At 37.2% G+C, this 21,936-nt stretch carries 13 protein-coding genes; 11 read left to right on the top strand and 2 right to left on the bottom strand.

Translation table 11 applies throughout. The features are described 5' to 3' along the window. The first annotated feature begins 75 nt into the window (after window positions 1–75). The 6 genes from B5D25_RS10330 (at window position 76) to B5D25_RS10305 (ending at window position 7,037) form a co-directional block, all read left to right on the top strand. Complete coding sequence (locus B5D25_RS10330) at window positions 76–585, top strand: hypothetical protein (RefSeq protein ID WP_078787890.1); 510 nt, start codon at window positions 76–78, stop codon at window positions 583–585. Between the two features lie 162 nt (window positions 586–747). Beyond that, window positions 748–1,302, top strand: a complete 555-nt coding sequence (locus tag B5D25_RS10325; RefSeq protein WP_078787889.1) for a LemA family protein — start codon at window positions 748–750, stop codon at window positions 1,300–1,302. 18 nt (window positions 1,303–1,320) lie between these two features. Next, window positions 1,321–2,814: a DUF3137 domain-containing protein gene (locus B5D25_RS10320; protein ID WP_078787888.1), complete on the top strand. Its 1,494-nt coding sequence runs from the start codon at window positions 1,321–1,323 to the stop codon at window positions 2,812–2,814. Window positions 2,815–2,911: 97 nt separating this feature from the next. Next, the gene (locus tag B5D25_RS10315) at window positions 2,912–3,511 is read left to right on the top strand and encodes a hypothetical protein (RefSeq protein WP_078787887.1); all 600 of its coding nucleotides are present in this window, start codon (window positions 2,912–2,914) and stop codon (window positions 3,509–3,511) included. A 172-nt stretch (window positions 3,512–3,683) separates the two neighbouring features. Beyond that, window positions 3,684–5,297 (top strand): phosphoenolpyruvate carboxykinase (ATP), encoded by a 1,614-nt coding sequence (gene pckA, locus B5D25_RS10310; protein WP_078787886.1) that lies wholly within the window; start codon window positions 3,684–3,686, stop codon window positions 5,295–5,297. Between the two features lie 171 nt (window positions 5,298–5,468). Beyond that, window positions 5,469–7,037: a DHH family phosphoesterase gene (locus B5D25_RS10305; RefSeq protein WP_078787885.1), complete on the top strand. Its 1,569-nt coding sequence runs from the start codon at window positions 5,469–5,471 to the stop codon at window positions 7,035–7,037. Window positions 7,038–7,395: 358 nt separating this feature from the next. Here B5D25_RS10305 and B5D25_RS10300 read toward each other — a convergent pair whose 3' ends face one another. Then, the gene (locus tag B5D25_RS10300; protein WP_078787884.1) at window positions 7,396–10,494 is read right to left on the bottom strand and encodes a toll/interleukin-1 receptor domain-containing protein; all 3,099 of its coding nucleotides are present in this window, start codon (window positions 10,492–10,494) and stop codon (window positions 7,396–7,398) included. Then, window positions 10,487–11,305 carry a phosphatidylserine decarboxylase gene (locus tag B5D25_RS10295; protein WP_078787883.1) on the bottom strand — a complete coding sequence of 273 codons (819 nt, stop codon included), beginning with the start codon at window positions 11,303–11,305 and terminating at the stop codon, window positions 10,487–10,489. The genes B5D25_RS10300 and B5D25_RS10295 overlap by 8 nt, the downstream gene beginning before the upstream one ends. Before the next feature lie 234 nt (window positions 11,306–11,539). Between B5D25_RS10295 and B5D25_RS10290 the strand changes: the two genes are divergently transcribed. The 5 genes from B5D25_RS10290 (at window position 11,540) to murC (ending at window position 21,761) form a co-directional block, all read left to right on the top strand. Next, the gene (locus B5D25_RS10290) at window positions 11,540–14,851 is read left to right on the top strand and encodes an EAL domain-containing protein (protein ID WP_078787882.1); all 3,312 of its coding nucleotides are present in this window, start codon (window positions 11,540–11,542) and stop codon (window positions 14,849–14,851) included. Window positions 14,852–15,126: 275 nt separating this feature from the next. Further along, window positions 15,127–16,620 (top strand): TerB N-terminal domain-containing protein, encoded by a 1,494-nt coding sequence (locus tag B5D25_RS10285; protein ID WP_078787881.1) that lies wholly within the window; start codon window positions 15,127–15,129, stop codon window positions 16,618–16,620. Window position 16,621: 1 nt separating this feature from the next. Then, a complete protein-coding gene (locus B5D25_RS10280; RefSeq protein WP_078787880.1) occupies window positions 16,622–17,959 on the top strand; it encodes an ATP-binding protein in 1,338 nt (445 codons plus the stop codon). A 23-nt stretch (window positions 17,960–17,982) separates the two neighbouring features. Next, entirely contained in the window at window positions 17,983–20,190 is a 2,208-nt protein-coding gene (locus B5D25_RS10275) for a DEAD/DEAH box helicase (RefSeq protein ID WP_078787879.1), read from the top strand. 188 nt (window positions 20,191–20,378) lie between these two features. Then, window positions 20,379–21,761, top strand: coding sequence for a UDP-N-acetylmuramate--L-alanine ligase (gene murC / locus B5D25_RS10270; protein ID WP_078787878.1), 1,383 nt, complete (start codon window positions 20,379–20,381; stop codon window positions 21,759–21,761). Window positions 21,762–21,936 lie beyond the last annotated feature (175 nt).

Genomic DNA, 21,936 nt, shown 5'->3' with positions numbered 1-21,936 from the left:
AGATTGTAGTTATCCTTTTTAGTAATATAGAGCTTATGAGTTGAATATATTTATATATATAAAAGGAGAAATATCATGGAACAGTTTAGTACTTATGAAAAAGCGTGGAATCTTTTTAAATCAGTTAATTGTATTGCAAGTCAGAATTGCATTTTTTTAGCTTATAAAAACTTTGCAAAGACTTCTTCTACTGCAGGTATGTTAGGCGGTGCGGTTGGAGGAATGATCGGAGCTATGGCAGAATCAGCTTCCACAAATATTTTCAGAAGCAGCGATGCATTTTTGATCAACCAGACAGAATATGGTTTAGGGTTTATTCCTCTTAAGGTTCCAAAGGTAATGCTCAAGGCATCTCCTGAAAAGCTTGAACCACAGATAGAGAGATTTGTATTTGTTAAATATGATGAGTTCGCATCACTTGAAGTTAGCAATTACAGTTTCCTCAATAAAAAGGTTCAGAAAATTGACTTTAAGCTTAAGAACGGTATGAAGGGTTATCTTATGGCAAATCTTGCAGAAAAACTTCTTCCTTACCAGGAGAAAGAATTCCCGAGATTCGTTGCACAGTTCAAAAAGAAAAAATAAGATTTTCAATTTGAGTTTACAAAAAATGTGTTTTGCAACCGTAAGTTGACGAAAAAGGTTACTCATATTGGTTGTAAATATGTGCTGATTTATATACAATACAATACATGAAGTACATATTAAATTTTATTTCTGCGAGAGAGGCAGAGGAAAGGACTACATATGGGAGCATTAGGAATTGTTTTAATTATTGTTGGAGTGGTTATCTTTTCGATAATCGTTTGGTACGTTTCAACAATGAATGGAATAAGGAGACTATCTCTTAAATGTGATGAAGCTTCTTCAGGAATTGATATAGCTCTTACAAAGAGATATGACGTACTTACAAAGCAGCTTGAGGTTGTAAAGGAATATACTTCACACGAAGCAAGAGTTCTTTATGAAACTATCAGACTTCGTTCAGGAATGTCTATTCAGGAAAAGCAGCAGGCTCTTGAAATGATGAACAACGCATCAAATCAGTTTAGACTTACAGCAGAAGCTTATCCACAGCTTCTTTCAAGTGAGACATACAAGATGCTTATGGTTTCAATAGCTGATTGTGAAGAGCATCTTCAGGCAGCCAGACGTCTTTACAATGCAAATGTTAATGCATATAACACAAGAATCGTTATGTTTCCTGCTTCAATAATTGCCGGAGCTATCGGAGCTACATCAAAAGAATTATTCGTTGCAGAGGAATATAAGAGAAATGATGTTCAGATGAATTTTCATTAATTGGTTGAGGATACGAATATGAGGAATGATATTCTTCGCGAACAACTGATGAATAATATGACAAATGGAGGAGTCCCGGGTGGAAACAACGGGGCTCCACTTAATAATCAGAGTAGCGATATGGGTGGAATGTCGAACGGAATGGGAGGCACACCAAATGGAATGGGTGGAATGCCAAACGGAATGGGAGGCACACCAAATGGAATGGGCGGAATGCCGAACGGAATGGGAGGCGCACCAAATGGAATGGGTGGAATACCGAACGGAATGGGCGGAATGCCGAACGGATTTGCAGGAACCCCAAATGGCTACGGAAATCAGTTTGGACCGAATGGAAATTTAAATAATATGGATAGTTTTTCTACAAGCATTAGTATGAACGGCGCCGGACCGGGACCATTTAATGAGAAGAACTGTCTCCCTGTAAGAGGTTTTGGGGGACTTATGAATTCTTATTTAAATGCAGGAAGTATTTTCGGTGCAAGGAATATAATGCTTGGCGGTGCCCTTGGAGCTCTCAGCGGCAGCGCGATGGGAATTGGTAGCAACAGAAGTGCAGCTGCCAATAACGCTAAAAGGGTAGATGTAAGCAATTATCTTAGAACAATGGAAGGTAAAGGCTTACATGAAAAATTGGAAATCCTTGAAAAGGCCAGAAAGAAAAGTAATTTAATAACAATAGTTTCAATACTGGCAGTATTAGCATTATTTGTAGGATCATTTTTATTCGCCGGAATCCAGCGAGAAAGTACGAGTAGTGTAGTGACAGTATTTCCATTTTTATTTTTCATCGTATGCATTATATTACTGATACCGAACAAAAACAGTATAAGTAATAAAAGAAGATTTAAGGCATTATATAAAAAGATATTTGTAAATGATGTGCTTCAGGAAAATTTTCAGAATTTATATTATGCCTGGGATGAAGGTTTTGGAGCAGGTGCTGTACAGAGTTTTGGACTTTGCAGACTCGGAAATATTTTCAGAAGTGAAGATTATATTTGCGGAACATATAAAGGTGTGAGGTTTGAAACTGCGGATGTTCTTGTTCAGCAGCATACAAACAGCGGTAAGAGCAGCAGCACTGTAACATATTTCAAAGGTAGGATGTTTGCTATAGATATACCTAAAAATGTGCAGGCACTTATAAAAGTTATTCCTAAGGGGTATTTATATAAAGCCGGTGTGAGCAACTCTACCAAGATAGAAACTGAAAATGTAAGTTTCAATAACATGTTCAATATCCATTCAAGCGATGCTCATTACGCATTTTATGTTTTGACACCGGATTACATGGAAAGAATCATGTTCCTTAAACAGAAGTACAGCGGAATTATGCTTACTATTGTTGGAAATAAGATCTTTGCCGGTATTCAGACACAAAGAGATTCATTTGATGCTAATATGCAGAAGGCTATTGATTATCCTACAGATAAAGCAAGAATTGAGGCTGATGCTTTTGTGATCAAGGATATCATGGATGTTCTTGAAGCAACTCCAAAGTATAACTAAGTTATTTTACTTTGGAAAAATGATTGATATGTGATATAATATCTGAGGGTTTTGAGATAAATACTTAATGTATCACAAATCAAAAAAGGAGAGGAATATGATTAAAAAGAACAGGGTTAAGAAGGGGTTAGTTTTAGCATTGATCATGGTTTCATCAGCTTTTTGTCTTACAGCCTGCGGAAAGGATAAGAAAACTTCCGGTTCAGGTTCAGGCGGAGAAAACACAGTTACTACTGAAGCAAAGTCGGTAGGAACACCTAAGGATACAGGAATTATAAAGGTTCTTGTTCCGGATGGATGGAAAGCATTTGATGTTAAAGATATGTGGGCAGAGGAAGAGAATGCCCTTGATCCTAAGCAGCTTCAGATTTATAAAGGAGCTGAGACAGAGACAGATATGTTTGGAAAATGCGGAATGAATATAAATTATTATCCGCCTGGAACTACATTTGTTTCTGCAAGGAGTTTTTATGATGATGTAAAAGATATCGATTCATTCGAAAAAGCCGGATATTCATGGTCTGGATATACTTGTTCCAGTGCCGGATATGAATATACAATACTGGAAGGTAATAAAGGTGAAGAAGACCTTCAGGTATCCATAATAACAAAAGCCGGCGACAATACAATGAGCATCGATGATGAAGATGTTCAGTCGATTCTCGATAGTATCGAGACGACACCTCCTGCAAAATAAAATAGATATTGAATATATCTATTACAGAGTGATAACTGATATCAAAATTGTTAGTAAAGACTAACGAATAAGATTGACAAGGCTAGGCATATCAGCTATAATTTTTAGCTGGAAACCTAGCCTTTAAGTTAAAAAAAAGGCTGACAATAAATTAAAGAAAGAGGTACAGAAAATGGCAACAGTTGATTTAAGTAAGTACGGTATTACAGGCGTACAGGAAATCGTTTACAATCCATCGTATGAGAAGCTTTTCGAAGAAGAAACAAATCCAGCTCTTGAAGGATATGATAAGGGTGTTGTTACAGAACTTGGTGCTGTAAATGTTATGACAGGTATTTATACAGGTCGTTCACCTAAAGATAAGTTTATCGTTATGGATGAGAAGTCAAAAGATACAGTTTGGTGGACAACACCTGAGTATCCAAATGATAACCATCCAGCATCTCAGGAAGCTTGGGATGCATGTAAGAAGCTTGCAGTTGAAGAGCTTTCAAACAAGAAGCTTTATGTTATAGATGGTTTCTGCGGAGCTAACAAGGATACACGTCTTGCAGTTCGTTTCATCGTTGAAGTAGCTTGGCAGGCACATTTCGTAAAGAACATGTTCATCGTTCCTACAGCTGAAGAAGAAGCAAACTTTGAGCCTGATTTCATCGTTTACAACGCTTCAAAGGCTAAGGTAGAGAACTTCAAGGAACTTGGTCTTAACTCAGAGACAGCAGTTCTTTTCAACGTATCATCTAAGGAGCAGGTTATCCTTAATACATGGTATGGTGGAGAGATGAAGAAGGGTCTCTTCTCAATGCAGAATTACTTCCTTCCACTTAACGGCATGGCTTCAATGCACTGCTCAGCAAATACAGATATGGAAGGTAAGCATACAGCAATTTTCTTCGGTCTTTCAGGAACAGGTAAGACAACTCTTTCTACAGATCCTAAGAGACTTCTTATCGGTGATGATGAGCATGGTTGGGATGATAACGGTGTATTCAACCTTGAAGGTGGATGCTACGCTAAGGTTATCGGTCTTGACAAGGATTCAGAGCCTGATATCTACAATGCAATCAGAAAGAACGCTCTTCTTGAGAACGTAACAGTTGATGCAAATGGTAAGATTGACTTTGATGATAAGAGCGTTACAGAGAATACTCGTGTTTCTTATCCAATCGAGCACATCGAGAAGATCGCTAAGAATGTAAATAAGGTTTCTTCAGGTCCTGACGCTGATAACGTAATCTTCCTTTCAGCAGATGCTTTCGGAGTACTTCCTCCAGTATCAATCCTTACACCTGAGCAGACACAGTACTACTTCCTTTCAGGATTCACAGCTAAGCTTGCAGGTACAGAGCGTGGAATCACAGAGCCTACACCTACATTCTCAGCTTGCTTCGGACAGGCATTCCTTGAACTTCATCCTACAAAGTACGGTGAAGAGCTCGTTAAGAAGATGCAGAAGAGCGGAGCTAAGGCTTATCTTGTAAATACAGGATGGAACGGAACAGGAAAGAGAATCACAATCAAGGATACACGTGGTATAATCGATGCTATCCTTAATGGCGATATCAAGAATGCTCCTACAAAGACAATTCCATACTTCAACTTTGAAGTTCCAACAGAACTTCCTGGAGTAGATACAAATATTCTTGATCCTAGAGATACATATGCTGATGCTTCTGAGTGGGAAGCTAAGGCTAAGGATCTTTCAGAGAGATTCATCAAGAACTTCAAGAAGTATGAAACAAATGAAGCTGGTAAGGCACTTGTTGCTGCAGGTCCACAGCTTTAATTTGAGATAATCTTTTGAAGGGAAATATCTTTAAAGATTGATATAACTTTTGAAATTTTAAGCGTAGCAGTTTTTATAGCTGCTACGCTTTTTATATACACAAAATGCGCATGTTATGATAAAATATTTATGTTAGTAAACCTTAATTATATAGTGAAGGAGTATTAGGGGATGAAGTTAAAAGAACTTCTTGGTTATAATGATATTGTTGTTCAGTGCCATGATAATCCTGATGCAGATGCACTAGCATCCGGATATGCATTATATTGGTATTTCAAGGCCATGGGCAAGAATGTAAGATTTATATATCGAGGAAGAAATAAAATCAGAAAGAGCAATCTTTTGATCATGGTAAACAGGTTGGAGATACCTGTAAGTTATGAACCGGATTTTAGCGATATTCCGGAGCTTCTTGTTGTGGCTGACTGCCAGTATGGGCAGAAGAATATTACTAAGACAGAAGCTGAAAATATAGCTGTTATCGATCATCACAATATTACGGTTGATGTTCCTGAACTGTCGGAAGTAAGGAGCAATCTGGGAAGTTGTTCCACAATCGTTTGGGATATGATCAAGAAAGAAGGATTGTCTATAGACGGTGATAAGAATCTTTCTACGGCTTTATATTATGGACTTTACACCGATACGAATCGTCTGTCAGAGGTGGCACATCCTCTGGACAAGGACATGAGAGACAGCCTTGAATATAGAAAAGATGTGATCATTGAGATGACTAATTCAAATCTTTCTTTGAAGGAGTTAAAGATCACAGGAAAAGCTATTCTCGATTATAAATATTATGATGATTTCAAATATCTTATACTTCAGGCAGAAAAGTGTGATCCTAACATTTTAGGAGTTATCAGTGATTTCTCATTGGAAACAGAAGGTGTAAATGTTTGTATTGCTTACTGCGTCAGTGAATATGAGATCAAGTTCTCTGTAAGAAGCTGCGTAAAAGAGGTACATGCAAATGAGCTTGCTACATTTATAGCAAATGGCATCGGCGGAGGCGGAGGCCATATTTATAAAGCAGGTGGAACTGTAAGACCGGAGAAATTGCGAGAAGTATATTATTCTATTTATGATGATAAAAGAAATTCTGAAAGTGATGAGATTCCGGAAGATATAACTGAAGAAGATATTTTAGCTAAGATGATCTATGATATTTTCAATATCAGAATAGTTGATTATTTTGAAAAGTACGAGATCATTTATGCGAAGAATACAGAGCTCGATATTACGGATATGAAGCTTTATGAAAAGCAACCGCAGGAACTTGGATATGTAAAGCTGTCTGATGTATTCCCTGAAGGAACTAAGGTTGAGATCCGTACACTTGAGGGTGATGTAAATATTGTTATCGGCAAAGAAAGCTATCTTATGATAGGCATTGAGGGCGAAGTTTATCCTATCGCAAAGGAGAAACTTTCCAAAAGCTATAAGGAACTGGGAGTGCAGTATAGCAGACGGTTCGAATATGAACCGAGCATCAAGAATATTGATTCTGGGGAAGTGAAGAAGGTTCTGAAATATGCACATGGTGTTATAAGTACGGGAAAGTCCAGAATCTATGCTAAGACCCTTGATAAGAGCGTGAAGCTTTTCACTGAATGGGACGAGGAAAAGTACTATTCGGGTGATCCGGGGGATTATATAGCCGTACGTGATGATGATAAGCATGATATATATATTATCCGTGGAAGACTGTTCCACGAGCTGTATAAAGAAATTGTATAAATATGATTTTTGAAAATGATTCAATCAATATTCATTCTGTTTAATATGATTCAATAAATAGTCGTTCAGTTTAATTTGATTCGATATATATATTTGTTCAGTTTAATATGGTTATATGGAATGATAAAAAAGGGAAGTACATGTTGGATATCTTATCCTTAAATGTACTTCCCATTTTTGCTTTTAACTGTTTATTATCAGGATGTATAGTTGCTCAATCAATTTTTCATGGAATGATCCTACATTTAAATATTGACATTTACAATCATACATCTGTTGCTGTCCGGATATAGGTTCATATGATATCTATCCCGGACTTGATCATTTATTTATTACCATCAGGGGATTTAATCATAATTTATGGCTCAGATGATATACCATAATATGATTTTTCTTCTTCCGTAAGTTCAGTTCCCTGTAGGATGTATTTTCCTTTGTCGATCAGATCATCAACGGTATAATGTTTGAAATATCCAATGCTGCTTTCTTTAAATGTTTTTGCATACGAGAAAGTAATGAAATGGTCAGTTGGAATATGATGACCATGACAGTATGGAATATATGCAAGCTCAAACCAATTATTTATATCTACAATACAAAGCGTGTCATCAACACGGAGATAAAGAATTCCATTAATTTTTTCAAATTTGAATTCCACATTGGCCGTTGTATAATATGGCACCGTTATGATGGTTTTGCCGATGAACTTACCATTGCAATCATATCTGCATAATGATGAATCGTTATAAACTACAAGGAGATTTATTTCATCATTATTTTTATAGAATGTCATGGAAAGTGGTACGACATTTGGACAACTGATCGTTGATATTTCTTCAGCATTTTCATCCATGATGATGATTGTTTCGTTATCGGAAATAGCAATTTTTCCGCAACCATTGGCAACATGTTCTGTACCGTGCCAATTGGCCGGAAGGTAGAATGGTGTGACTTTTTTACTATTTATGTGAACTATAAAGTCGCTGTCTTCGCTTCCGCAGCTATATATAAAGTTGTTATTAAGAAAGCCATATAATCCTGATGGATAATGGTCCGTGGTCTCGCTAAAAGGTACTTTACTTGTTTCGCCATTTCTTATGTCATATAAATTTATGTAGAATATCGATCCTGAATATTTAAGCTCCGCCGGAGGTTCTTCTCTGGATAAGTATATTATCCTGTATTCATTATAGGCCATTGTACTGAGTAATGAAAAAGGATCTTCAGAAACAATCGTTTCGTTTGTTTCAAATGTTGATAAATCCACAGAGATAAGGGTTATTTTGTTATTTTCAACATATGATAAATAAAGTTTGTTCTCATATACGCAAAGTATTTCATAATTTAACATATAATCGCCGGACAGCTGGATGCTTTTTAAATGAGTATTGTCATTCGGATTAAATATGTTAAGTACAGGGGCGTCATTCTCCTGACTTACTGTTGCGAATATATTGTCATTAAGGAATGATCTGACAGATGTGTGATTAACTGTTACATCTGTTTCCATCGGAGTCCAGTCATTATCGGAAATATAGGAATCATATGCGATAATATCGTTTGATTCGGCCTGTTGAATATAATAATACTTTTTGACTTCAGCTTTGTTTATATTATCGGTGAATACTTTGAGAGTTGTTACTGAAGTTGGGTTATTATGCGAGTCTAAGTTTGCAAAACAGATTTTTCCGGTATTTGTAATATATGTAGGATTACCATCACCATCATTATCCATTGCTGTAACGATAGAGTCGTTTACGTTGTTGGAGAAGAGTATTTCTCCGGTTTTATTATCATAAGCTACTGCCACGTTGCCGCAATAGTATAGCAGTGCATTTTTGGAAGGAAGTTCAAGAAAATCATTTTCATATTCAACCTGTGAACATACAAATTCCTGTTCCCACAAAGTTTTAAGGCTTTTTGAATCAATACATATTATTTTTTTATGATCATCTTTGATGTATGCTTTTTCCCCATAAGATGTACTGTAACTATCATCAAGAGGTATTGCTACAACCAGATTATTATCCGAATTCCATGTTGTTGCAGGAAGCATGGGAGTTGAACCGAGAATATTGGTTTTTTTAGTCTTCAGATCATAAATACCATAGCATATTTCATCATATGATTTGAAATAGTAATATGATAGTTTTGACTCATCAGGGGAGAGCATAAGATTGTTTGATATGCAATCAGTATCGTTTCTAGGCAATTCTCCTGATTTTATTTCTTTTCCGTTTGTTTGATCGATTATGATATATGAACTGTTAGTGAAGAGCATTATATTTCCGTTCTTCATAATCTGCGGCTTGGTGGATGCCAGTGAATCTTTAGATTCATAAGTCCATATCTTATCGCCTGTCTCCAGATCATATAATGAAAATTCATTAGTGGTCCAAGAAATCAACTTGTTGTTATCATAAAAAAGTAGTGACTGAGTCAGTGCTGTGCTGTCATTTAGGTGAAGCTTTACCTCATGATTGGTTGATTCCCAAACGATAATATTGCTTGTGTTATCAGTTCCAACCAAATATTCGCCATCGTCGGAAACAAAGAAATTTGTAACTCGGCTCGGCATGGTATAGTTCCATACAGATTCGATATTGCTTCCGAGAAGAGGACGATATGACAATGTTGCATCAGTAAGAGCACGCACGGCTTCCGGAGTTACCGGTCTATCGAATTTTTTCTTCGGGAGAGCTTCAATGCATAACTTAAGAGCGGTAATACGTTGCTCGTGTTCGAGAAGACGTTCCGCTTCATTTGCTAAATATTTAGATTGGTTCTTTAATGAGTTTCTGTAATTTTCATTAATCTGCTTTTTACTGCGCAGGATATATAATGAAAATACAAGAAGAACAAGTGATATAGCTGAAAATATAAGAGAGAGACGACGTATCTTATACTGACGACGTCTGTTCATGAGCTCATCGTATGAGCATCCGATAATAACGGATGCAAGACGTGGAAGCTCTTCCTTTTTTGCCTTATGCATAGGCATACGATAATCGCATGAAAGTGGTTCGAGAGGTACATTAACTATACGCTCTATGCCATTTTCATCGATCATTTTTCTTTCTTCAGAAAGCAGGATTTCAGGAATGGTATCCTGAGGTTCGCCATCCACAAGAACTGTAAGTATCTGCTGCCTTGTATGGGTTCTAAGGAAATACTGGATTTCTCTTGTGACCCATTCAGAGCTTCTTGTATTTGTTGAACATATAACTATCAAATAGTCCGCATTATTAAGGGCATCGATGATATTTGAAGTAAGATCACTGGTGAGAGTAAGTTCATCTTTATCTCTGAAAATGCGTTGTATACGTTTGTAACCGGTTTTCTTTCTTATCTTTCCGGGAATGTGAAAACGTTCAAGGCCTTTCTCGATAGCCTCGGCAACTTTAATGTCTGCCTCGGCATGCTTATATGAGATAAAGGCATTATAGTGATCAGACATGTTTTCCTCCTATTTTTTGACCATAGAGTACGGGTGTTTCTCTGCCATACTTTGAAGCATCAAGAATATAGTTAAGAATATCGACTTTATTTTTTTCAACGAGTACTATTATTGTAGAACCGCCGTAAAGGAAAGTACCTTTTTCTTTTCCTCTTCTTACTGTGCGGATTTCTTTTTCAAAATTATTGATACGGCCTACAAGCATGGCGCCGACTTCCATCTGAGTGAGGATTCCGAAATTTTCTGTCTTGATACAAGTATATTCTCTGGAGTTCTCAATAAATACAGGTCGGTTTTCAAGTGCTATCGGACGAACTGTATGATATACACCCTGGATATATCTGTTACGACTTTTTCTACCGCTCTCAACGTAGCAATATCTGTGATAGTGGTTTGTGCAAAGTCTGTAAACAAGGGCATAACCGTCTTTATATCTTTCTGCCAGTCTCTTATCTTTGAGAAGACTTTTTACAGTATAGTAACTCTGCTTTACCGGAAGGACAGTGCCGTTTTTAATCGGTACAACTGTAAGAAGACCGTCGCAAGGTGCAATCATGACATTGTTATCGCTTTCTACAGTTCGGGCATCATCCTTAAGTTTTCTGCAGAAACAATCATTAAAACTGTCGAAATTCTGTTTCTCGAATTCAGATGTATCTATATCGTGTCTTGCGATAAAATCATTTACAAGAAAACGCGAAAATCTTGAGTCAAGAAATTTACCTGTTATAACAGATACCGGTTTTGACGCAAGTGGCTTAAGTATGCACCTTCCAAGAGGTGTTGTATATAAAAATTTGAGTGTATTCATTATTATTCTCCATCGATGTTTTATGAGATGATTTTAAGCTATATTTTGTATGATGTAAAGTTATTTCGCTGTAAATGTTGTAGTGGTAAATTACGTAGAATTTCGTTGATATCTGATGGTTTGAATGTTATAATATTTCTAGATTTTTCGGTTCGGAGAAGGGACTGAAAGGCTAATAAAGATAGGCTAATTGTGTTGTTTAATGTACCTTTATTTGGGGCACGGGGTATACTTATGGTAAAAGGTCGTATTGCGGTCCTTACAGCACAGTCTGATGAGGCATATCAAAGAGATTTTTTAATGGGTGTAGAGAAGTGTGCGTTTGAATCCGGTTATGATGTTTGTATATTTTCTATGTATATCAAATATCAGAATACTCCGGAGAGAGAGCGTGGGGAGGCTACTATCTATACTCTTATTAACTATGATCTTTTTGATGCGGTAATTGTGATGGCAGACTGCATTCAGACTCCTGATCTATGGGGTTTTATAGAAGAAGATATTCATGAAAGGTTCGCTGGACCTGTTATTCTTGTGGACATGAATTCGAAGTATTTTAAAAGCTTTTGGACTCATGGATACAAACTTATCTATAAACTTATTTCACATCTTATCGAAGAACATGATTATAAGGATATTTTATTCATTGCCGGAAAAAAATGGCATGAGCATACTGTTAAAAGGGTAGAGGCATACAAAGATGCCATGAGCGATCATAATCTGAAGGTTACGGATGATATGATCTTTTATGGTGATTATTGGTATACCAGTGGTGAAGTATGTGCTGAAGAGATACTTGATTCGGGAAGGGCTCTTCCTGATGCTGTTGCCTGCGCAAATGACTGTATGGCGATAGGTTTCGCGAAGGCTATGGAGAAAAGAGGTATCCGTATTCCGGAGGATATTGCCGTTACAGGTTACGGAACATCAAAAGAAGGATGGACAAGCCCGTCACCGCTTACATCGGTATATATACCGGCGGAGTATTACGGAACATATGCTGTGAACTGTCTTTTCAATTTGATGAACGGAGAAGAATTTCCTGAAAAAAATCCGGATATACAATTATATATTGGCGGAAGCTGTGGATGCAAAGCTGAAAAACCGGAATGCAAATTCATTTTGAGAGATTCATGGGATACAAATGAATCTGAGGAAAACTTTAATTCGATACACAACTTCATCCAGGAAGATATCATGAAGGAGAATTCCAAGAGAGGATATCTCGATATAGTTTATTCTTATCTTTTCCAGATCGGCGATATTAAAAGCTTTTATCTGTGCTTAAATGATAATGAGGTTGTGGAAGGATACAGTGATGAGATAATTCAGGCTATTAAATATGAAGTTGATAATGAAAAAGAAAACTCCATCAGTTTGATCAATAAATTCAGTAAGAAAGATATTCTTCCCGCACTCCATAAGGAACATTCGGAGCCAAGAGGATATATTTTCACACCTGTTTATAATGAAGATAATGATTATGGTTATGCGGTGCTCAGTTTCGGTTCTAAACCGATGTCTTATGACAGTAATTATAGAATGTGGATCAATTCGGTTTCAAGAGGATATGAGGTGATCAGAAGAAATGAAGAGCTGATCAATCTCAGAAGTAAAGTTGCAAGTGACCGAATGGTTATCGACAGTCTGCGCGAGAGAAAGAAGACGGTTGAAGAATTAAATGAGCATGAGAAGATTCTTGCGGAAAGGGTTGAAACACTTCTTGATCAGAATCTTTTCAAATATTATTTCCAGCCTATAGTAAATGCAAAAACAGGTGAGATTTATTCATATGAAGCACTTATGCGTTCTGAACTGGCGGAAGTGAATCCTCTTGTGATCCTTAAGTATTCCGAGATGTTGGGAAGACTTGTGGATGTTGAAAGAAATACATTTAAAAATATAATAACCATTCTTGAGAATAATATTGATAAGATCAAAGATAGAAAGATTTTCATCAATAGTATTCCGAGTGTTGAACTTGAGAAAGAAGAAAGAAAAGAGATCATCAAGAGGCTTAGTTTCATCCATGATAATGTTGTTGTTGAAGTTACCGAATCTGCCCAGATGGCTGAGGAGAGATTCAATACATTTAAGGATGAAATGAAAGAAAATGATATCAACATAGCTCTTGATGATTATGGTACAGGTTATTCCAATATCAGTAATCTTCTTAGATATATGCCGAAATACGTTAAGGTTGACAGGTCTCTCATTTCAAATATTGAAGAGGATCTGAATAAGCAGTATTTCGTAAGAGAGGTTGTTGATTTCTGTCATGAGAGTGATATCCTTGCTTTGGCTGAAGGTGTTGAAAACTACAGAGAACTTGAGACGGTAATAAATCTTGGCGTTGATCTTATACAGGGATTCTATACAGCAAAGCCTAATCCGGAAATCATTGAAAGTATCAATCCTATTGTTAAAGATGAGATCCTTAAGATCAATCAGGAGAACAGCAAGACCAAGAATTCCAGATGCTTTGCATCAGGTCGTTCAAATAGGATCAGCTTAAATGGTATCAGCAAAGAAGGTTATAACAGAATAAGCATTTCCGGTGAAAATGTTACATACAGGGATGTGACCATAGTTGGTACACCGGGACATCAGACCGAAGTAAATATCATGATAAATGATGGATATTGCGGAATCGTCACTTTAGAGAATGCGACATTATTCAGCGTCAAAGGATATCCATGCATTCAGATCGGGGAAGATTGTGATGTAACAATAATCCTTAAGGGAGATAACTCTCTTAAAAATGGAGGCATACTTGTTCCGCAGTCATCTGTTGTGACATTTAAAGGCGACGGAGATATGTTTATCAGTATTTCTCATGGAAAATACTATGGTATCGGAAATAGTATCGATGAGAGATGTGGAACAATTAATTTCCATCAGGATGGTTCTATCAAGATAAATGCCAGCGGACGTATAGGAGTTGGAATCGGCTCCGGTCTTGGCGGAAGGATCAATATAGAAAGAGGCGGATATCATATCACTCTTAACGGCGAACAGGGAGTTGGAATAGGTTCACTTCTGAGCGATATCGATCTGGACATCAAGTCCTGCGATATGTCCATAGATATAAATAAAGCCGTAGGTGTAGGAATCGGATCCATGGATGGTAATTCCAAGGTTTCAATAATTGATTCTGCGGTAGGTATTTATGGAAATGCTAACAAGTTCACGGCTATCGGAACTATACGGGGTAATAAGAGTTATATTTCCCTTACGGATGTAAGTGTAAATGCTACAGCAAGGTCTAAGTTCTCTACACTTTTAGGGGCTCTCGAAGGTGCAACGAAGTTTAAGCTTGAACGTGGAAAGATGAGGCTCGAGAATAACGGAGAAAGGGCTCTTATATTCGGAGGACATACAGAGGATACGCAGATTTATATGAAGAATTTTGACTGCTATTCGAAGAGTAAATCCGACCTTATGGCTGATTCATATGCTAAACCTGAGAAATTCATCCTTGTTGAAGGTAAGGGCGAATTTTATATAGACAGTAAATTGGTGGAAAGAAATATAAGTCAGATATAGAAGAGTATAGTAATAAGACTATTGTTAGAAAATTAAAGTAAGAAGATTATAGTAAGACACAGAATGGTAAATGCTGTTCTGTGTCTTTTAATATGAATTATGGGTCTTGAACGTTTGTTCGATATATGCTATCATTGTGTCGAATAAGAGTTCGAGAGTTTTTGTTCGGTCGGTTATTATACCTTGATATTTGTCAGGTGTTTTGCCTGATATTATGCCTGATATTTTGCGACGGTTGTATCGGGGACCGGAAATGATTTTACGGAGAGATTATTTTGAGATTTTTATATAGCAGCGGAAGAATCTTTAATGAGGTATATAAAGATGAGGCTATTCCTCTAAGACCGGGTTATCCGCTTCCTGAACAGATAAAGGATATACGTGTTGTTCAGAAAGATGATGATAAAGAAGGTGAAGACAGAGAGGATATTTTTGTTCATATGGCGAGGATCATGGAAGAATACTCCGATGATTTCAGATATGAAATGAAATTTAAAAGACATCAGCCGGCATATGACATTTTGAGCGATTCCGAACTCAGAGGATATTTCGGATGGAGAACTGCATATAGAGAAGGTGAAGTTCTTAAGGCGGAAACTTATCCTGAGATATATGAATTTGAACTGATAAATGGTATAGGGACGACCGGTCCGGAGGATACATATAAAAAGCTTTTAAAACTTTCGGAAGATTATCCTTCCTACAGGGAGCAGATCAGAAAGAATATAAATGACTTTGTTGTATTAAATGATCTTCCTGCAGGCTTATATCTTGAAACAGCTTCATATAGATGTGATGAGGATATGCATATAGTTTTTGGGATGGACGATGAAAAGAAGGCTAGAGGTGATTTTCTGAAAACTTTGCTTCGTCTGGCCGGGGATGACATTAAAGACAGTGGTCTTTATGAAAATGAATTGCTTAAAGATTCGGAGGAAGCAGCGCATTTTCTTTTTAAGGAAATGGATTTATATTATTCGTCAAAACGAAAGAAATCACTTAAGGAAGAATTATTCGGAAGAAAGGAAGTCTGGCCATATAACATATTTTCAGGTTCCGTTGTTGCGGTTAAATGTAAGGACGAAGGTTATGAATATAAGCTGAGTGAGGAAAGAAGTTTCAGATTCATGAGAGGGCATTGGACAGTCGAAAGGCATTCGCTACAGAATGGCGCACCCGGACTGATTGCCGGTTTTCTTTACTGCCTGGAAGGATGTCTTAAGGGTGAGGAGACAAAGAAAAATGTTCCTCAGTGGATGAAAAAACTTATTTACAGTAAATTCTCGGAATATCAAGAGAATAAGAGAAAGATAGAAGAAAGAAAGGTCAGGATAGATTTATCCCGACTTGATGATATAAGAGAAAAGGCAGCGGTAATAAGAGACAAGCTTCTGGTGGATACTGATGTTGAAGCTACAGTCGATGAAACTGCAGAATCTACAAGTTGTGATATAGAGAATATCGCAGGTGTTGATATTGACCGATCGGTAGGGACAACGGGAGATGAATGTGAAAAAGAGACAGCAGATGATGATATTTACAATCTGACAAGTGATGAAGTAAGGTTTCTTGGTTCATTACTGAAGGGTGAAGATATAAATTGGGTGAAAGAAAAAGGTATCTTTATTTCGGTACTGATTGAAAGTATCAATGAGAAATTTTATGACGAATTCGGGGACAGTATTCTTGTGGATGATGACTACCCTGAGATTTATGAAGATTATCGGGAAGATATAGAGGATTATCTGGAAAGAAGGAAGATTGATTAATATGGCAGAGGATAGGAAGAACAGAAAAGCGCCGAGAAGAATTGCTCAGGTTGTTTTAAATTCATTAAAGGGCGGAGTTGTGCCGAGAGTCGGCCTTCCTTATGTTGCTGTGGGAAGAGATAAGGAAATAGAAGCATTTCTCCATGATGAAGAGATAATTGCAGAAGGCGGTTCGGCTTTTAGATTCATAGTCGGAAAGTACGGGAGCGGGAAAAGTTTTCTTTTACAGACTATTAGAAATTATGTTCTCGATAAGAATTTTGTTGTAGTTGATGCGGATCTTACACCTGAAAGAAGATTTCAAGGAACCGGAGGCCAGGGGCTTGCAACATACAGGGAACTTCTTAAGAATATGTCCACTAGGACGAAGCCTGAAGGCGGAGCACTTTCACTTATACTTGATAAGTGGATAAGCGGAGTTCAGCTGGATGTTATAAAGGATAAAGGATTGTCTCCGGATGATCCTGAATTATCGGGCCTAACTGAGAAAAAGATCATGGAAGATATTTATTCTTTGAATGATATGGTTCATGGCTTTGATTTCGCGAAGCTGATCATTTTTTATTACAGAGCATATGTTGATGGAAATGATGAACTGAAGCTTAAACTTATTAAGTGGTTTCGAGGGGAATATATGACCAAGACCGATGCAAAAAGGGAGCTTGGTATAAATATAATCATTTCGGATGATGACTGGTATGATTACCTGAAACTCTTTGCTTTGTTCATGACGAAAGCAGGATATTCAGGACTTTACATAATGATAGATGAGCTTGTGAATATTTTTAAGATTACCAATTCAATCACAAGACAGAATAATTATGAGAAAATGTTAGCTATGTATAATGACTGTCTTCAGGGTAAAGCTTCTCATATGGGTATAATCATGTGCGGAACTCCTGAATGCATGCAGGATACAAGGCGAGGTGTGTATAGTTATGAAGCTTTAAGATCCCGTCTTAGCGAGGGAAGATTTTCCGGTGAATACAAAGACATGCTTGCGCCGGTAATAAGTCTTAAACCATTATCTTATGAAGAAATGTATATCCTTATAGAGAAATTATCTGTTCTTCATAGTGATCTTTATGATTATCAGATTAGAATGTCTCATGAGGAAATGGTTGGATTTTTAAAATTCGAATTTGAGAGGATAGGAGCAGAAAAGCTCATCACTCCAAGAGAAGTCATAAGAGATTATATAGAAATACTTGATATTATGTATCAGGAAAAGGATGTAACTGTTTCGGATATCATTGGAAAAGGCATTATAGGAATGACTGCTAAAGCGAGTGATGAAGAAAATGATACAGAAGATGAATTTGCGGAATTTGAGATATAGAGATATTTCATAGAGGATTTAATATGTCGATATTTGAAAGATATGCACCATTTGTGCAGGATTATATATATAGAAATGAATGGGAAAATCTCCGGGCTGTTCAGGTCGCGGCAGGCGATGCTATTTTCAATACGGATGAAAATGTTCTTATCTCTGCATCCACTGCTGCGGGTAAAACCGAAGCTGCATTTTTTCCTATAATCACTCTATTTTCTGAAGATATGCCTTCTTCGGTCGGCTGTATATATATAGGTCCTCTTAAGGCACTTATAAATGATCAGTTTGAAAGATTGAATGAATTATGCGATGAAGCGGATATTCCTGTATGGCATTGGCATGGCGATGTTGCTATGAGTCATAAGCATAAACTGATCAAGAATCCATCGGGCATTTTGCAGATTACTCCGGAATCATTGGAAGCTATGCTTATGAGAAAGTCGTCGGTGCTGTCCAAATTATTCGGTGATCTCAGATTTATAGTTATTGACGAGGTGCATTCTTTATTAAGAGGTGATAGAGGCGGCCAGACGCTTTGCCTTATCGAAAGGCTCTGCAGAGCCGCTGGAGTTAATCCGAGAAGAATAGGACTTTCGGCTACTATAGGTGAACCGGAAACTGTAGGTAGATTTCTTGCAGAAGGAACCGGGCGCGGAACCATTATTCCTACTATAGAAGCAAAAGGCGCAAAGTGGAGAGTTTCTGTAGAGCATTTTTATATCAAAAGCGGTAAGGATGGAGAAAGTTCTGCTGATAAAGAAGCCGGTACAGAACAAGAAGCCGGTATAGAGGATGCGTTTGAACCATCATATCGATATATATTTGATAATACCAAAGGCAGGAAATGTCTTATATTTTCAAATTCAAGAGAGGAAAGTGAAGTTGTTACTTCGACGCTCAGACGTTATTCGGAATTATTAAATGAACCGGAAAGATTCCAGATACATCATGGAAATATCTCTGCGGCTTTAAGAGAGACGGCGGAGATGATCATGAAAGATGATGATATGATGCAGTCGACGGTTACCACTGCAACGCTGGAACTCGGTATTGATATAGGAAAGCTTGAAAGAGCATTTCAGATAGATGCACCGTGGACAGTTTCTTCATTTTTACAGAGAATGGGAAGAACGGGAAGAAGAAATCTTCCGCCTGAAATGTGGTTTGTTATCAGGGAAGATGAAGTGGAAGAAAGAGCAATGCTTCCGGTGAATATCCCTTGGAAACTGCTTCAGGCTATTGCCCTTATTCAGTTATATGTGGAAGAAAAATGGGTTGAACCTCCGAGACTGGACAGGCTCCCGTTTAGTTTGCTTTATCATCAGACCATGAGTACTCTTATGTCATGTGGAGAACTTACCCCGGGTGAGTTGGCAAGAAGGGTTCTTACTTTGAAATACTTTCATAGGATATCTCTGGATGATTTTAAAGTAATGCTTCAATATCTTGTTAAAAACGATCATATTGAGAAAACTGCTGAAGGCGGTCTTATAGTGGGTCTTCAGGGTGAGAAGATCGTTAATTCATTTAAGTTTTACGGAGTATTCAAAGAAAGCGAGGAATATTCTGTAAGAAATGAATACGAGGAGCTTGGAACCATAGTTGCTCCACCGCCTGTTGGTGAGAAGATTGCTATAGCGGGGCGAGTGTGGACAGTCCTTATGGTGGATCATAAAAGGCATAGTGTGTACTGCACCAAGGTTAAGGGAGATGTGCCTGCCTATTTTGGTGAGTGTCCGGGAGACCTTCATACGAAAGTGCTTCAAAGAATGAGAAGGGTACTTTGTGAAAGAAGAAGTTATCCATATCTTAAGAAGAATGCTTTAAGTCGTCTTGAAAAGGCGATAGACATGTTTAAAGATAAGGATGTTATGAAAGAAATGCTCTTTAATCTTGGCGGCGCAAAATGGTGTTTTATGCCATGGGTGGGAACATATTCATTTATGACACTTGAAAGGATAATAAGACTTAAATGTGCCAAAAAGCTTGGCATAAGTAATTTTGATTCATCAAAACCTTTCTTTATGGTTTTTAATATGAGAGCCGGCAGAGAAGAATTTTATAGAATCCTTAAGGAAGAGACTCAGAATGATTTCGATATGCTGGAACTTATCTTTCCTAAAGAATTGCCTCTTTTTGAGAAATATGATGAATATCTTCCGCCTGAACTTATAAAAAAAGGTTTTGCGGAAGGAGTACTTGATAAGAAGGAAATTATACATCTATTTGACTGATCGTAATGTCCCCGGCAAAAGTAAAATATGGTTGTCGTAAGATAACTAAAGTGATAATATATTTAGTTGTTAATAATTATGTATACAGTTTCGGTATATAGCCTTTACCGGGCTGTGGTATGACTATTTGCTAAGAAGGAAAGAAGGGTAAGTTTAAGGGCTTACCCTTCTTTAGAGAGGATATAAATATGTATCAGGTAGATTTTAAGAAGCCTTGCCATATCTATTTTATGGGAATAGGCGGCATAAGCATGAGCGGACTTGCTGAAATCCTTTTGAAAGAAGGATTCAAAGTATCAGGCTCAGATATGAAAGAATCAGATATTACAAAAATGCTCGTTGAGAGAGGGGCAACCGTTAAGATAGGACAGGTTGCTGAGAATATCACAGATGATATCGATGTAATCGTATATACAGCTGCAATCAGAGAAGATAATGAAGAGTTCCGCGAAGCAGTAAAAAGAGGAATAGAGATGCTTACAAGAGCACAGCTTCTCGGACAGATAATGTCATTTTATAAGTACAGCATAGCAGTTGCAGGAACTCATGGTAAAACTACAACTACAGCTATGATGACAAGTGTACTTCTTGCAGGTGAGAAGGATCCGACAGTTTCTATCGGAGGAATACTTGATAGCATCGGCGGTAATATCAGAGTCGGAAGATCTGATTACTTTGTAACAGAGGCTTGCGAATATACCAATAGTTATCATTCATTCAATCCATTTATCAGTATTATTTTAAATGTAGACAATGATCATCTTGATTTCTTCAAGAATTTTGATAATATCGTTGAGTCATTCAGAGTATTTGCAACAAAGGTTACTAATGGCGGTGTTCTTATTATCAACGGTGATATGGACTGCTATGATAAGATAGTATCAACAGCAAAATGCAAAGTTATATCTTTCGGAACAAAGGATAAAAATGATTATGTTGCCAAGGATATAAGCCTTGATCCATTGGGACATCCATCATATACAGTTGTAAAGAACGGACAGGAGCTTGGCCGTTTTACACTTAATGTAACAGGTGTTCATAATGCAGTGAATTCATTATCTGTAATTGCTGCTGCAACAGAACTTGGTATGTCTGTTGATGAACTTAAAGAAGGCCTTTTAAATTGTAAGAGTGCCGAAAGAAGATTTGATTATAAGGGAACAACTGAAAAGGGTGCAGTTGTTGTAGATGATTATGCACATCATCCGACAGAGATAGCTGCAACTTTAAAAGTTGCCAACAGTATTAAGAAGGGCGACCTTTGGGTTGCTTTCCAGCCACATACATATTCAAGAACAAAAGCGCACCTTCATGAGTTTGCTGAAGCATTAAGCGCTGCCGATCATATCATTTTAGCTGACATTTATGCTGCAAGAGAGAAGGATGACGGCACAGTTTCGTCTAAAGATCTTGAGAATCTTATCAGAAAAAAAGGTACTGATGCAGTATATTTAGGCGATTTTTTGTCAATAGAAAAATATTTTAGAGAAAATTCAAAAGAAAATGATTTGTTAATAACTATGGGAGCAGGAAATATCGATTCTGTAGGCGTTTCACTGGTGAAAAAATAGTTTTCAACAATATCCACAAAATCATTCGCTGATATCCGGCGAATGATTTTTGTTTTTATCAACAATAAGGATTTGTCAGACTAATTTTGATAAAACTCGTAAAACGCGACATCCGACGATTTTTTATGATCAATAAATCAACATTATCAACAGTTTCCACAAAATTTATGTAGAT

Source organism: Eubacterium ruminantium, from assembly GCF_900167085.1.
GTDB classification, from domain to species: Bacteria; Bacillota; Clostridia; order Lachnospirales; family Lachnospiraceae; genus Eubacterium_Q; species Eubacterium_Q ruminantium.
Note: the sequence above shows the minus strand (reverse complement) of the source record. Positions and strands in the feature narration are given on the sequence as shown.

Coding starts and splice junctions, on each gene's coding strand:
- B5D25_RS10330 (WP_078787890.1), top strand. CDS start 76: ATGGAACAGTTTAGTACTTATGAAAAAGCGTGGAATCTTTTTAAATCA.
- B5D25_RS10325 (WP_078787889.1), top strand. CDS start 748: ATGGGAGCATTAGGAATTGTTTTAATTATTGTTGGAGTGGTTATCTTT.
- B5D25_RS10320 (WP_078787888.1), top strand. CDS start 1,321: ATGAGGAATGATATTCTTCGCGAACAACTGATGAATAATATGACAAAT.
- B5D25_RS10315 (WP_078787887.1), top strand. CDS start 2,912: ATGATTAAAAAGAACAGGGTTAAGAAGGGGTTAGTTTTAGCATTGATC.
- pckA (WP_078787886.1), top strand. CDS start 3,684: ATGGCAACAGTTGATTTAAGTAAGTACGGTATTACAGGCGTACAGGAA.
- B5D25_RS10305 (WP_078787885.1), top strand. CDS start 5,469: ATGAAGTTAAAAGAACTTCTTGGTTATAATGATATTGTTGTTCAGTGC.
- B5D25_RS10300 (WP_078787884.1), bottom strand. CDS start 10,494: ATGTCTGATCACTATAATGCCTTTATCTCATATAAGCATGCCGAGGCA.
- B5D25_RS10295 (WP_078787883.1), bottom strand. CDS start 11,305: ATGAATACACTCAAATTTTTATATACAACACCTCTTGGAAGGTGCATA.
- B5D25_RS10290 (WP_078787882.1), top strand. CDS start 11,540: ATGGTAAAAGGTCGTATTGCGGTCCTTACAGCACAGTCTGATGAGGCA.
- B5D25_RS10280 (WP_078787880.1), top strand. CDS start 16,622: ATGGCAGAGGATAGGAAGAACAGAAAAGCGCCGAGAAGAATTGCTCAG.
- B5D25_RS10275 (WP_078787879.1), top strand. CDS start 17,983: ATGTCGATATTTGAAAGATATGCACCATTTGTGCAGGATTATATATAT.
- murC (WP_078787878.1), top strand. CDS start 20,379: ATGTATCAGGTAGATTTTAAGAAGCCTTGCCATATCTATTTTATGGGA.